This window comes from Ornithinimicrobium carbonis, from assembly GCF_977012275.1.
Map to the genome: position 1 here is coordinate 1,292,970 of NZ_OZ348993.1, position 12,986 is coordinate 1,305,955.

The 12,986-nt window shown below is 73.0% G+C and carries 11 protein-coding genes; 9 read left to right on the top strand and 2 right to left on the bottom strand.

The window, feature by feature from the left end; all coding sequences use genetic code 11:
- Positions 1 to 46: 46 nt before the first annotated feature.
- Entirely contained in the window at positions 47 to 1,168 is a 1,122-nt protein-coding gene (locus ACWHYA_RS05840; RefSeq protein ID WP_425942396.1) for a hypothetical protein, read from the bottom strand.
- A gap of 40 nt (positions 1,169 to 1,208) precedes the next feature.
- Between ACWHYA_RS05840 and ACWHYA_RS05845 the strand changes: the two genes are divergently transcribed.
- The 7 genes from ACWHYA_RS05845 (at position 1,209) to ACWHYA_RS05875 (ending at position 8,851) form a co-directional block, all read left to right on the top strand.
- Positions 1,209 to 2,153, top strand: coding sequence for a hypothetical protein (locus ACWHYA_RS05845; RefSeq protein ID WP_425942394.1), 945 nt, complete (start codon positions 1,209 to 1,211; stop codon positions 2,151 to 2,153).
- Positions 2,154 to 2,179: 26 nt separating this feature from the next.
- A complete protein-coding gene (locus tag ACWHYA_RS05850; RefSeq protein WP_425942392.1) occupies positions 2,180 to 2,476 on the top strand; it encodes a hypothetical protein in 297 nt (98 codons plus the stop codon).
- Between the two features lie 58 nt (positions 2,477 to 2,534).
- Positions 2,535 to 4,706, top strand: coding sequence for a cation:proton antiporter (locus tag ACWHYA_RS05855; protein WP_425942390.1), 2,172 nt, complete (start codon positions 2,535 to 2,537; stop codon positions 4,704 to 4,706).
- 330 nt (positions 4,707 to 5,036) lie between these two features.
- Entirely contained in the window at positions 5,037 to 5,708 is a 672-nt protein-coding gene (locus ACWHYA_RS05860; protein ID WP_425942388.1) for a hypothetical protein, read from the top strand.
- A gap of 47 nt (positions 5,709 to 5,755) precedes the next feature.
- The gene (locus ACWHYA_RS05865; RefSeq protein WP_425942386.1) at positions 5,756 to 6,340 is read left to right on the top strand and encodes a class F sortase; all 585 of its coding nucleotides are present in this window, start codon (positions 5,756 to 5,758) and stop codon (positions 6,338 to 6,340) included.
- 227 nt (positions 6,341 to 6,567) lie between these two features.
- Positions 6,568 to 7,755, top strand: a complete 1,188-nt coding sequence (locus ACWHYA_RS05870; RefSeq protein ID WP_425942513.1) for an MFS transporter — start codon at positions 6,568 to 6,570, stop codon at positions 7,753 to 7,755.
- Between the two features lie 34 nt (positions 7,756 to 7,789).
- On the top strand, positions 7,790 to 8,851 hold the full coding sequence (locus ACWHYA_RS05875) for a lactonase family protein (RefSeq protein WP_425942384.1): 1,062 nt from the start codon (positions 7,790 to 7,792) through the stop codon (positions 8,849 to 8,851).
- Positions 8,852 to 9,047: 196 nt separating this feature from the next.
- Here ACWHYA_RS05875 and ACWHYA_RS05880 read toward each other — a convergent pair whose 3' ends face one another.
- Positions 9,048 to 9,605 carry a DedA family protein gene (locus ACWHYA_RS05880; RefSeq protein WP_425942382.1) on the bottom strand — a complete coding sequence of 186 codons (558 nt, stop codon included), beginning with the start codon at positions 9,603 to 9,605 and terminating at the stop codon, positions 9,048 to 9,050.
- A gap of 62 nt (positions 9,606 to 9,667) precedes the next feature.
- On the opposite strand from ACWHYA_RS05880, the gene ACWHYA_RS05885 reads away from it, so the two are divergent.
- Both ACWHYA_RS05885 and ACWHYA_RS05890 read left to right on the top strand, forming a co-directional pair.
- The gene (locus ACWHYA_RS05885) at positions 9,668 to 11,053 is read left to right on the top strand and encodes a glucose-6-phosphate dehydrogenase (protein WP_425942380.1); all 1,386 of its coding nucleotides are present in this window, start codon (positions 9,668 to 9,670) and stop codon (positions 11,051 to 11,053) included.
- Positions 11,054 to 11,188: 135 nt separating this feature from the next.
- On the top strand, positions 11,189 to 12,970 hold the full coding sequence (locus ACWHYA_RS05890; RefSeq protein WP_425942378.1) for a BCCT family transporter: 1,782 nt from the start codon (positions 11,189 to 11,191) through the stop codon (positions 12,968 to 12,970).
- Positions 12,971 to 12,986 lie beyond the last annotated feature (16 nt).

Here is a 12,986-nt window from a genome sequence, read left to right on the forward strand (position 1 = left end):
GGTGCCACCTTTCGTGCGCCGCGGCGGTTGACCGCGCGCAGGTTCGTCAGGCGTCCTCGGCCTCCTCGAGCGCGACCCGCGCCTCGTCCCTCCGCCGACGGGCCGCCTGCAGGGCCTCCTCCGCCTCGACGCGTCCCTGCTGCGCCTGCGTCAGCCCGTCCTGGGCGCGGGCGTGGGACTCCTCGGCGGCGGTGAGCTCCGCGCGCGCCTCCCGCAGGGCCTCCTCGGCCTGCGCGACCACCTCGGCCGCCGTCCGCACCTCGTCCTCGGCCTCCGTCTCGGCCGCAGCGGCCCGGCGGCGTTCGGCCCTGGCGGCGGCCACGACCTTCTCGGCCTCGTCCAGCTCCATCTCGAGGGCGTCGACGTCGGGGTCCGGCGGCTCATCGGCCTCGTCGTCCTGCTGCTCGTCGTCCTCCTGATCCTCCTCGACCTCGTCCTCGCCGTCCTCGCCGTCCTCGTCGCCGTCCTCGGCCCCGTCCTCGTCACCGTCGCCGTCCTCGGCCCCGTCCTCGGCGCCGTCGAGATCCTCGCCGTCGCCGTCGCCGTCGTCGGCCTCGGCCTCGGCCGCCCCGTCCTGCCCCTCCGCGTCCCCGACGCCGTCCTCCTCGTCGACCCGGCCACCCTCGATCCGGGTCAGCACCACGCCCGTGCTCGTACGGGCGACGGCGTCGGCCAGGTCGACCTCGCCGAACCCGCTGTAGGACAGGGCCCGGGTCAGGTGCCCGCTCGTGACGACCTCGGTGGCGGCGGCGTCGGCCAGCGCGGCCACGGCCGTGTCCCGGACCTCCGCCTCGACCGCGGCCGTGAGCGGTCCCTCGGCGTGCTCGGCCGCGGCCCGCACCCAGTCGCGCAGCAGCTCGTCGCGGTCGGAGCGCAGCGCGGCCAGCGCCCTCCCGTCGAAGGCGGAGGTGGCGTGCCGCATCGCCCCGCCCAGGTCGACCAGCCGGTCGACCACCGCGTCCTCGGCGCGGACGAGAGTGTTGACCGCTGCGGCGGAGACGCTCGGCTTGCGCATGGCGCCGAGCTCCTTGGCGACCTCCCGGTGCTTGGCCGCGCGCAGCTCCTTGGCCAGGGCGGTCCGGGTCGTGACGAACTCGGCCGCGGGGGCGGCATACAGCTCCTGGACGGCGTGCGCCAGGGCCTGCTGGGGGTCGGCGGGCACGTCCACACCGCGAGAGTAGCCCCGGCCTCTCGCCTACGCTGGCCCCGTGGAGGCCAGCCCGTCGGACGTCGAGCCGCCGGCCGGCCCGTCCGAACAGCCATCCTTTGTCGTGCCCCTGCACGCGCTGGGGACCGACGTCGACCTGCACGTCACCGGCCACGCCGCCCCGGAGCTCGCGGCCCAGCTGCGCGACCGGTGGCACCTCGCCCTGCGCCCGGCCGCTGCCGACGCCGCGCCCGACGCCGCTGCCGATGCAACCGACGCCGCCCCAGATGTCACACCCGACGCCGCGTCCGGCCCTGCGCCGGAGACCGTGGTCGTCCGCGCCCACCGGCTCGCCCCGGAGGAGACCCCGCCGCCGTGGACCCGCGGCGCGCGCACCGTCGCCGACAGCGACCCCCGCCGGCTGCTGCAGCACCTGACCCAGGCCGTGACCCATGCGGTCATCACCGCCCGGACCGGGGACCTGCTGATGCTGCACGCCGCCGCCCTGGCCGACCCGGTCACCGGCGCGACCGCCGTCTTCGTGGCCCCCGGGAACACCGGCAAGACCACGCTGTGCCGCACGCTCGGGCCGACCCGCACCTACGTCAGCGACGAGACGGTGGGCATCCGCCGCGACGGGGGCGTGACGCCATACCTGAAGCCGTTGTCCACCCGGCGCCCCGACTGGGCGGGCGTCAAGGACGAGCAGGCGCCCGGGCAGGTGGGGCTGCGAGCGCCGGTCGCCGAGCCCTGGGTGGCCGGGATCGTCGTGCTGCGCCGCGACGCCGAGCACGCGGGCCCGGTCGAGCTCGAGCCCCTCGACACCCTCGACGCGGTCGTCGCGTTGACCCCCGAGTCCTCCGGCTTCATGCGCACCGACGGGCCGCTGCGCTGGCTGGCGGACGTGCTCGAGCGCACCGGCGGCGCGCGGCGCGCGACGTACGCCGAGGTGAGCGGGCTGGAGCCCCTCGCCGCCGAGATCTGCGCCCGGAGGTCGCCGTGGTGACGCCGGCCCGGGGGACACCGCGGGGTGTGCCGTCCCCCTTCACCCGGGTGCGCACCGTCGTCGCCCACGACGAGCTGCACCGCGAGGGGGAGTCGCTCGTGCTGCTCGACGGACAGGTGCAGCGGGTCTCGGCGCTGGGGACGGTCGTCCGGGAGAGCGCCCGGGTGGCCCTGACCGTGGCCGAGCTGGCCGAGGTGCTGGAGGAGGTGTTCGGACCTCCGCCGGAGGGCGAGACCCTGGTCACGACCCTGGAGGTGGTGGCCACGCTGCTCGGCGTGGGGCTGCTGGAGCCGGTCCACGAGGAGGGCACGACCGGCGCCTGAGACCGACCGACGCACAGACCTGTGCGCCGCAGGAGGGTCATGCAGCACACTGGCACCCGTGTCTGTCGCCCCCTACCTGGCCCTGGTGCTCGGCCTGGCCTCGGCGTTCCAGCTGATCGCCTACAAGCTGAAGGTCCCCTCCATCCTGCTGCTGCTGGTCGGGGGCTTCCTGCTGGGCCAGCTGGTCTCGCCCGAGGCGGTGCTGGGACGCGACCTGCTCTTCGCCGGGGTCAACATCGCCGTCGGCATCATCCTCTTCGAGGGGTCGCTGTCGCTGCGCTTCCGGGAGCTGCGGGGCCTGGGGCAGACCGTGCTGCGGCTGTGCACCGTCACGGTCCTGCTCGCCTGGCTGCTCATCACGGCGGCCGGGATCGTGGTCGGCGTGGGGTGGCAGCTGGCGCTGCTCATCGGGGCCCTGCTCGTGGTCACCGGCCCCACCGTCATCGCGCCCATCGTGCGGCAGCTGCGGCCCACCCGCCGGGTCTCCTCGATGCTGCGCTGGGAGGGGATCATCGTCGACCCGATCGGGGCGATCCTGGCGGTGCTGGTCTTCCAGGCGGTCATCATCAGCGGGCCGGAGCCGGCGCTGGGGACGGCGCTGTGGACCCTCGGTCGCACGATCCTCGTCGCGACGGTGATCACCCTCGTCCTGGGCGTCGCGCTGGAGGTGGCCCTGCGCCGCCACTGGATCCCCGACTTCCTGGAGGGGACGGTCTTCCTGGCGGTCTCCGTCGCGGCGCTGGTGATCTCCAACGAGATGCAGACCGAGAGCGGGCTGCTCACCGTCACGATGCTGGGCATCTTCCTGGCCAACCGGCCCGGGCTGCGCCTGGACCACGTCCGGGAGTTCAAGGAGCACCTGCAGGTGCTCATCGTCGGCACGCTCTTCGTCCTGCTCGCGGGCCGGCTCTCGCCCGCCGAGGTCCTGGGCGTGCTGCCCACGGCCCTCGTCTTCGTGACGATCCTCATCCTCGTGGTGCGGCCGGCCTCGATCTGGCTGGGGCTGATGGGCACGTCGGCCACCCGCGAGGAGCGCACCCTGCTGTCCTTCATGGCGCCGCGGGGCATCGTCGCGGCGGCGGTCACGAGCATCTTCGCCCTCGAGCTGGAGCACGCCTCGGAGGAGGCGCTGCTCGCCAGCCGGGAGGGCGGTCTGGACCCGACCGACCTGCTGCGCCTGGAGGCCCAGGCCGAGCGGCTGGAAGCCCTCGTCCTCGCCTCGGCGGACCTCGTCCCGCTCGTCTTCATGACGATCGTCATCACCGTGGCGGTCTACGGCCTGGGGGTGGGCCGGCTGGCGGAGCGTCTCGGCCTGGCGACCACCACCCCGCACGGGGTGCTCTTCGCCGGTGCCCCGACCTGGGCGCGGCAGTCGGCGGCCGTGCTGGAGAAGCTGAAGGTCCCGACGCTGCTGGTCTCGCTCTCCCCGGCCGAGGTGATGCAGGCCCGGCTGTCCGGCCTGCGTGTCGAGCGGACGCACATCCTGTCGGAGTACGCCGTGGAGGACATGGAGCTGGCCGGTATCGGGTCCCTGGTGGCGGGCACGTTCGACGACGAGACCAACTCGACCGCCGCCCGGGAGTTCGCCCACACGCTGGGGTCCCAGCGCACCTTCACCGTGCGGCGCCAGGCCGACCCGCTCCCCGAGGGGAGCAGCCCGCAGGAGAAGCAGCGGGCGCAGGCGGAGAAGCAGGCGGCGAAGAAGCACGGGGACCGTCGGCACGGCCAGCGGGGCAGCGCGAACCGGGGGAGCGGGAGCGGGAGCGAGCGCGACGGGGCCGGGAACGGACGGCGCCGGTCCATGGACAAGGCCCCCGTCCAGAAGGGGTCGGCGCAGGCGAAACGCCGCACGGCCACGAAGCTGAGCACCAACGTGGCCTTCTGGCCGCCGCTGTCCTCGCCCGAGCTGGAGGACCGCATCCGCGAGGGCATGCAGGTGCGCCAGACCAAGCTCACCGAGCAGCACCCTCTGGACGCCTTCCTGGAGCGGGAGCCGGACGCCGTGCTGATGTTCGTCGTCGAGGACGGGGTGGCCCGCGTGGTCACCGCGGACACGACGGTGCCGCAGACCGGTGTCGCGCTGGTCGCGCTCGTCAAGGCCCGCGGCGCCGCGACGCACCAGGTCAGGGAGCTGACCGAACGTCCGGGCGACGACGACCCGGAGCCGGAGCCGGAGCCGGAGGTGGCCGAGAGCGAAGGTGGGAGCGAGGCGCCGGACGCCGACCGCTGAGCGCACCGGGGCCGGGGCCAGGGGCGGGCCGGCCGCGAGCTGGACCCGGGGACGGGCCGACCGGGGCCGGGGGCGGGGAGGTGGCCGGGCCATCAGGGCGGAGCAGGGCCTCCGTCAGGCGGATCCGGGTGCAGGCCTGTCGTTGCATGACGGTCCCCGCGGGGCCCTCCGACGACACGCCGGACCCGGGGCGTGCACGGTGGGGCGATCTCCGGCTATGGTGCCTGTGCGCCTGAAGTTACATGTGTGTTGTTTGTGACTCATGTGACTACCGAGATCAGCAGCAGGACGAGTGGGGCCCGCCCACGCGTCGCCGTGGAAAGGAACGTCATGAGCACCAGGACCCTTCGAGGGCTGGCCGCCGGTGCTGGGGCCGCCGCCGTCCTCTTCGCCGGCGCTGCCGGCGCCTCCGCCATCCCGGGCCAGCCGCAGGCCGACTTCTGGGAGGAGTACTTCGAGAACCAGAACTTCTCGAGCGTCAGCTGCCACGTATCCACCCAACCCGGCGGCTTCGACTCCAGCGACATCGAGATCTTCGAAGAGGGAGAGGGCGGCTGGGGGCCACTCCTGGAGGACGACAACGAGTGGATCGCCGTCGTGCTCAAGGTCGCTGAGGACTACCAGGTGCTCAACTGGAACGGCTACGGGGCCTATTCCTACGACGACGAGCTGCCCGGATCCTCGCCCGGCAACGTGACCCACGCCATCGTCTGCCAGGCTGTCGCCGACGACGACAACGGCGTGACCCCGGGCGACGGCGACGAGACCGACGAGCCCACCGAGACCGACGACCCGACGACCGACCCCGAGGAGCCCACCGACCCGGGCAAGGACGACGACAAGGACAAGGACGACGACAAGCCGACCGGTCCCCCCGTCGAGACCGACGGTCCTGCCACCCCCGCCGGCCCGAACATGGGCCTGATGGGTGGAGCCGCTCTCCTCCTGGGTGGCGCCGGCGCCGCGGGCTGGGCGATGCGTCGCCGGGCCGGCGAGCACTGAACCGACCCTGAACCGCCAGGTGCACCGCATACCCGGAAAGCAGTGACGTGACCCGAGGTCCCTCGTTCCTGGTCCCCACCGCCCTGCTCGTCAGCACGCTCGGTCTGAGCACGCTGACGGTGCAGGCGGTGGGGGCGCTGGCGGGGACCTCTGGCCGTGTCACGGCCGAGGGGGCGGACGCGCCGGCGTGGGTGAGCCTGGCCGACGCGAACCTCGACGAGGAGCCGATCAAGCCCGAGGGGCTCACCGCGCAGGGCACGATCAACCCCGACCAGGGGGACATGATCTGGTACACCGGCACCGGCCGCGTCGTCCCCGGCCAGGTCGGCACCGCCGTCATCGCGGCGCACATGATCTACCACGACGAGCCGGACGTCTTCTACGACCTGGGGGAGGTCGAGGAGGGTGACGTCGTGGAGGTGGGCTACGCCGACGGCGACGTCCGTGAGTTCGTCGTCACGCACACCACACAGGTGTCCAAGGAGGGCCTCCAGACCAACGCGGACGTCTGGGGCGACCAGGACGACGTGGCCCGCATCGCGCTGATCACCTGCGACGACTCGCTGGGTGAGCGCTACGACGGGCACCGCAAGGCCAACTTCGTGGCCATCGCCGAGGCTGTCGAGGACTGACCGCCCCGGGGCTCGGGCGGCCCCCACCTGCGGCCGAGGGCCGACCCACCTGCGGCCGAGGGCCGACCCCCCCACCTGCGGCCGAGGGCACCCCCACCCGCGCTCAGGGCCGCCCCCACCCGCGCCCCTGAGCGCGGGGCGACCGCCGGCGGCAGGACGCGTACCCTGGAGGGGTCCCAGCCGGGACTCCCCCACCGTCGTGCTCCCCCTGGAGGGGTCCCTTGACCATGCCCGCGATCGACGCCCGCGCCCGGACGCTGGCCTTCCTGGCCCTCGTCACCGGCGGCGTCGGCATCGGCATCACCGAGTTCGTCACGATGGGCCTGCTCCCGCAGATCGCCGAGGGGGCCGGGGTCAGCATCCCCATGGCCGGGCACACCATCTCCGCGTACGCGCTGGGGGTGGTCGTCGGCTCGCCGCTCATCGCCCTCGGGACCGCCCGGATGCCGCGGCGCGCGGTGCTCATCGTCCTCATGGTCGTGTTCACCGTCGGCAACGCCCTCACCGCGCTGGCCCCGACCTACGAGCTGCTCATCGTCGCCCGCTTCCTCGCCGGCCTGCCGCACGGCGGCTTCTTCGGCCTGGCCGCCCTCGTCGCGGTCGCGCTCGCGCCGCCCGGGCAGGGAGGGCGCGCCGTGGGTACCGTGATGCTCGGCATCCCGATCGCCATGGTGCTGGGCGTCCCGCTCGGCACCCTCGCCGGCCAGGAGCTCGGCTGGCGCGCCACCTACTGGGCCGTCGCCGCCCTCGGCGCGCTCACGGCATACCTCGTGCGGGTCTGGGTGCCCTGGACCCCGGGGCGGCCGGAGCAGTCCTACCGCACCGAGCTCGCCGCGTTCGGCAACCTGCAGTTCTGGCTGTCGCTGCTCGTCGGGGCGATCGGCTTCGGCGGCATGTTCGCGATGTACTCCTACATCGCGCCCACCGTCACCGAGGTCGCCGGCTTGGACCAGCGCTGGGTGCCGGTGTTCCTCCTCGTGCACGGCGCGGTCTCGCTGCTCGGCACCTGGCTCGGCGGGCGCCTCAGCGACTGGTCGGTGCTGCGCACGCTGGTCATCATGGGGCTGGGCTCGGCGGTCTCGCTGCTGGCCTTCTGGCAGACCTCCCGCTGGCTGGTGCCGGCGCTGCTCACGCTCGCCGTCATCGGCGTCTCCGGCTCCGCGTGGGTGGTCGCGCTCCAGCTGCGCCTGATGGCCGTCGCCGGCTCCGCGCGCACCCTCGGCGCCGCGATGAACCACTCCTCGCTCAACCTGGCCAACGCCCTCGGCGCGTGGGTGGGTGGCCTCGTCATCGCGGGCGGGTACGGCTACCGCGCGCCCTCGCTCGTCGGCGCCGCGCTCTCGGTCGGCGGGCTGGCCGTGCTGGGCGTCTCCCTGCTCGTGCACCGGCGCGGTCGCGCTGCCACGATGGGGTAGCGCGACCACCAGACCCGAGCGAGAAGGAGCCGCGATGACCCTCCACCTGGGTGGATACACGCAGGACCAGCCCACGGACCGGTCCGGCTGGGGCAGGGTCGACTACGACCCCACCACCGGCTTCGGGGACGCGGTCGCCCTCCCGGGCCCGGCCGCGCCCTCCTGGCTCGTGCGCATCGCGGGGACCGAGGAGGGGTATGCCGTCAGCGAGGCCGACGGGGGGTCCGTGGTCCGGGTGCACCCCGAGGAGGGCGTGGTCTCGTCGGTGGACAGCGGAGGGATGGGACCGGCCCACCTGGCGCTCTCGCCCGACGGCCGGTGGCTCGTCGCGAGCAACTACGTCAGCGGCAGCCTGGGGCTGGTCGCGGCGGGGGAGGAGCTGGAGCTGGTCGACGAGCTGCAGCTGGAGGGGGATGGGCCGCACGATCGGCAGGATTCGTCGCACGCCCACCAGGCCGTCTTCGTGGGGGAGGACCGGCTGCTCGTCTGCGACCTGGGCGCCGACCGGGTGCCCGAGCTGGAGGTCGTCGACGGGGCGCTGCGGCACGTGGGGGAGATCGTGCTGCCGACCGGGAGCGGGCCGCGGCACCTCGCGCTCGCCCCGGACCGGGACGACCTGCTGTGGGTGGTCGGCGAGCTGGACCAGACGGTGCACGTGGTCCGGCGGAAGGGTGGCGGCGGGGACGGCGCTGACGGGGACGGCGCTGAGCGGGGTGGCGCGGACGGGGACGGCGCTCGCCGGAGCTGGGAGGTCGTGCAGACGATGACCACCGCGCCCGAGGGTCCGGGTCCGGGGGAGACGACGACGGGCGGCATCGTCGTGTCACCGGACGGGCGGCACCTCTACGTCTCGACCCGGGGCACCGACACCGTCTCGGTCTACGCCGTGGACGACGATGGGCTGCTGGAGCTGCGCCAGCAGGTCGTGACGGGCCACTGGCCACGGTTCATCGGCTGGGTTCCCGGCCACGAGGGCGACCTGCTCCTCGTCGCCGCCGAGCGCGAGGGGTCGGTGGACGTCTGGTCCACCGACGAGGGCCTCTTGGAGAAGACCGGCCACTCGCTGGCCTGGTCGGCGCCCACCTGGGTGGGCTAGCGGGGGCTGGGAGGACCGCCCTCCGTCGATGCGACGAAGCTCGTCCCGATGCGACGAGACCTCGTCGCGGTGCGACGTCTCGTCTCGATGCGACGAAACTCGTGGCGGTCGGTGGAAAGATCCTCCGAACGCAGGGACCTCCGCTGTCTTGACGCGGCAGTCCCGTGACACACCGGTCGTCCGGACGACCGGCGTGTCACGACAGCGGTGTCCGCCGGTCCTCGGCGACCGCAGGGGTGGCGTCCCGGCGCCGTCGCCGCACGGCCAGGGTCGTTCCGACGACCACCACCAGGGCGAGCAGGGCCGCCAGGGCGAGGGGCTGACCGGCCATGGCGGCGATCGTGGCACCCCACAGCGCGAACCCGATGGTGCTGTAGATCCCCGCCCAGGCCAGCGCCCCCGGGACCTGGACGAGGGTGAACACGGGCCAGGCGATCCGCAGCATGCCGGCGGCGGCCAGGACCATCGTCTGGAACCCCACGGTCAGGTACGCCAGCGGGATCGTGACCAGCCCCCACCGCTGGATGGAGCTGCGTCCCCGCGCCACGCCGTCGCCCCGGAGCCAGCGGTGCACCCCGGCCTTCCAGCCCTCCGTGGGGCGGGTGCGCCGCAGGGTCTGCTCGGTGACGACGCGCGCCAGCCAGTAGGTGGCCTGCCCGCGCAGCATGGCGACCGCGAAAAGGAAGAGGTAGGCGACGAGGAAGCCGTGCCCCTCCCAGAAGAACTGGCCCTGGCTAGCCGTCACGGTGCCCATCGCACCTCCCAGGATATCGGCCGACGCGCCGTCCCCCGTTCCTCGGTGCCACACTGTGCGCCATGGCAGACGCACCCACGACCCTCGTCATCCTCGGCGCCTCCGGAGACCTGACCCGCCGGCTCCTCCTGCCCGGCCTGGGTTCGTTGCTGCGGATCGAGCCCGACCGCCACGTCGTCGTCCTGGGCGCCGACCGCGCCGAGATGAGCCAGGAGGAGTGGAAGCAGCGCGTGTCCGACTCCCTGCAGGAGGCCGACGTTCAGGAGGAGGTGGCCGAGCGCGTGGTGGGTGCTGCGCGCTACCAGCAGACCGACGCCCTGGACCCGCAGCAGCTGACGGAGCTGGTCGCGGACGTGCCCGGGGGCCTGGTCATCTACTTCGCCCTCCCGCCCCAGGTCACCGTCGGGGTGTGCGCGCTGCTGGCCGAGATGGACCTGCCCGAGGGTACCCGGCTGGCCATGGAGAAGCCGTTCGGCCACGACCTGGAGACCGCCATCCAGCTCAACGAGCAGGCGAGGAAGGTCGTGCCCGAGGACCAGATCTTCCGGATCGACCACTTCCTCGGCGTCAACACCGTGCTCAACCTGCTCGGGCTGCGCTTCGCCAACCGGATCTTCCAGCCGTTGTGGACCGCCGAGCACATCGAGCGGGTCGACATCTGCTACGACGAGTCGCTCGCGCTCGAGGGCCGGGCCGGCTACTACGACAAGGCCGGCGCCCTCACCGACATGACCCAGTCCCACCTCCTGCAGGTGCTGGCGATGTTCGCGATGGAGTCGCCGGCCAGCATGGACCCCGACGAGATCCGCTCGCTCAAGGCCCAGGTGCTGCGGGCGACCGCACTGTGGGGCGGCGACCCCGTGACGGCCTCGCGCCGGGCCCGCTACACCGCCGGCACCATCGAGGGCCGTGAGGTGCCCGACTACACCGCGGAGGAGGGTGTCGACCCGGAGCGGGGGACAGAGACCCTGTCCCAGCTCATCGTCCACGTGCGCAACCAGCGTTGGGCGGGCGTGCCGTTCGTGCTCCGCAGCGGCAAGGCCCTCGGGGACGACAACAAGCAGATCACCGTGACCTTCCGTGCCCCGGCGCACATCCCGGACGGCCTGACCGAGAGCGGTGCTCCCGACCGGCTCAAGCTCGAGCTGCGCCCGGGCGCGGTGGCCCTCGACATCTCGGTCAACGCCGAGGGCGACCCGTTCGACCTGGAGCAGAAGGAGCTGGGCACGCCGCTCGGCCAGCCTCGCATGAAGCCCTACGGCGAGGTCCTCGGCGGGATCCTCGACAGCAACCCGCTGCTGTCGATCCGCGGAGACACGGCCGAGCAGATGTGGCGGATCGTCGAGCCGGTCCTGGACGCCTGGCGCGCGGACGAGGTGCCGATGGAGGAGTACGCGGCCGGGACGGCGGGGCCGGACGGCTGGTACGAGATCCCCGCCACGGACTGAGCCGGACCACCGGCTCGGTCCGTGGCGCGCCCGTGCCGAGACTGAAGGCAGCGGTGACGCTCGTCGAGGTCGACGGGTCGGCCGCTCCGATCGGACGGTGGACAAGGGGCGGCGCGTACGCAAAGGTGGTTTGGCATGGACGAACTCGCGCGCAGGCTCGGCCTCCGGACCAACCCGCAGATCTTCTTCTGGTCCGCCGGACTGATGATCGTCATCCTCATCCTGCTGCTGGCCTTCCCCGGCCCGCTGGGGGAGATCTTCGGCCAGGGTCGCGACTGGGTCGTGACCCACCTCGGCTGGTTCTTCATCCTCGGGGTGACCAGCTGGGTCGTCTTCCTCATCTGGGTCGCCTTCAGCCGCTACGGGTCGTTGCGGCTCGGCGACGACGACGACCGGCCGGCCTACACGAACCTGTCCTGGTTCGCGATGCTCTTCGCCGGCGGCATCGGCACCGTCCTGATGTTCTGGGGCGTGGCCGAGCCGATGTCGCACTTCGCCAGCCCGCCGTTCACCGGTGTCGAGCCCTACTCGGTCGAGGCCGCGCGCAGCGCGATGAGCATCTCGCTCTACCACCTGAGCATCCACACCTGGGCCATCTTCACCCTCCCGGGGCTGGCGTTCGGGTACTTCGTCTACCGCAAGGGTCTGCCCCTGCGCTTCTCCTCCGCGTTCTACCCCCTGCTCAAGGAGCGCATCCACGGGCCGGCCGGCAAGACCATCGACGTCTTCGCGGTTCTCGGCACGATCTTCGGCCTGGCGGTGTCGCTGGGTCTGGGAACCTCTCAGATCAGCGCCGGCCTGAGCTCCCTCACCGGCCTGGAGGACGCCGTCTGGCTGCGGGTCGTCATCATCTCGGTCCTGACCCTGGTGGCCACCGCCTCCATCGTCGCCGGGCTGGACAAGGGTGTGAAGCGCCTGTCGAACCTCAACATCCTCACCGCGGTCGGCCTCATGCTGTTCGTGCTCTTCGCCGGGGAGACGGTCTTCCTGCTGCGGCAGATCATCGAGAGCCTGGGCTACTACCTGCAGGACGTGGTCCGGCTGAGCTTCTGGAACGACGCCACGGCCGACTTCTCCAAGGAGGGCGGCTGGGGCTGGCAGGGCGGCTGGACCGTCTTCTACTGGGCGTGGACCGTCACGTGGTCGCCGTTCATGGGCATCTTCCTGGCCCGCATCTCCCGGGGCCGCACCATCCGTGAGTTCATCGGCGGCGTCATGGTGGCCCCGTCCCTCTTCACCCTGGTGTGGTTCGTGATCTTCGGCTGGTCGGCGATGGAGCTCGACGGCATCGGCGGCAGCGGCGGCGACCTCTCGGCGGCGGTGGCCGAGAGCGTGCCGCTGGCGATGTTCGCCTTCTTCGACAACTTCCCGCTCGCCACCCTGACCTCAGGCATCGCGATCGTCGTGGTCGCGCTGTTCTTCGCCACCTCCTCCGACTCCGCCTCGCTCGTCGTGGACATGCTCTGCTCCGGCGAGGCCGAGGGTGGCCCGACCCGGCAGCGGGTGTTCTGGGGCGTCTCGGAGGGGGCGGTGGCGGCGAGCCTCATCGTCCTCGGCGGCGACGAGGCGCTCGCCTCGCTGCAGCAGGTCATCACCGTCATGGGTCTGCCGGTCTTCGTCCTGGTCTTCGCCATGGTCCCGATGCTGGTCATGGCCTTCCGGGAGGAACCGTTCGTCGTCCGCAAGGGCGTCGTGCCGGCGAGCGAGAGCGCGATCATGCCGAAGGAGGACGCCGGCGACGGCGCGACCGCGCCCACGGTGGGTGCGGGCACGACCACGCCCCCGCCCGCGCAGGGCCCGGCCGACAACTCGACGGCGTCCACCCAGGACGTGCGCGAGGGCGAGGGCGCGACCGTGGTGACGGAGGACCCGGGCGGCCCCGACGACCGGCGTGCCGGGAGCCCACCCGCGCCCTGACGGCATACCCCGGGTA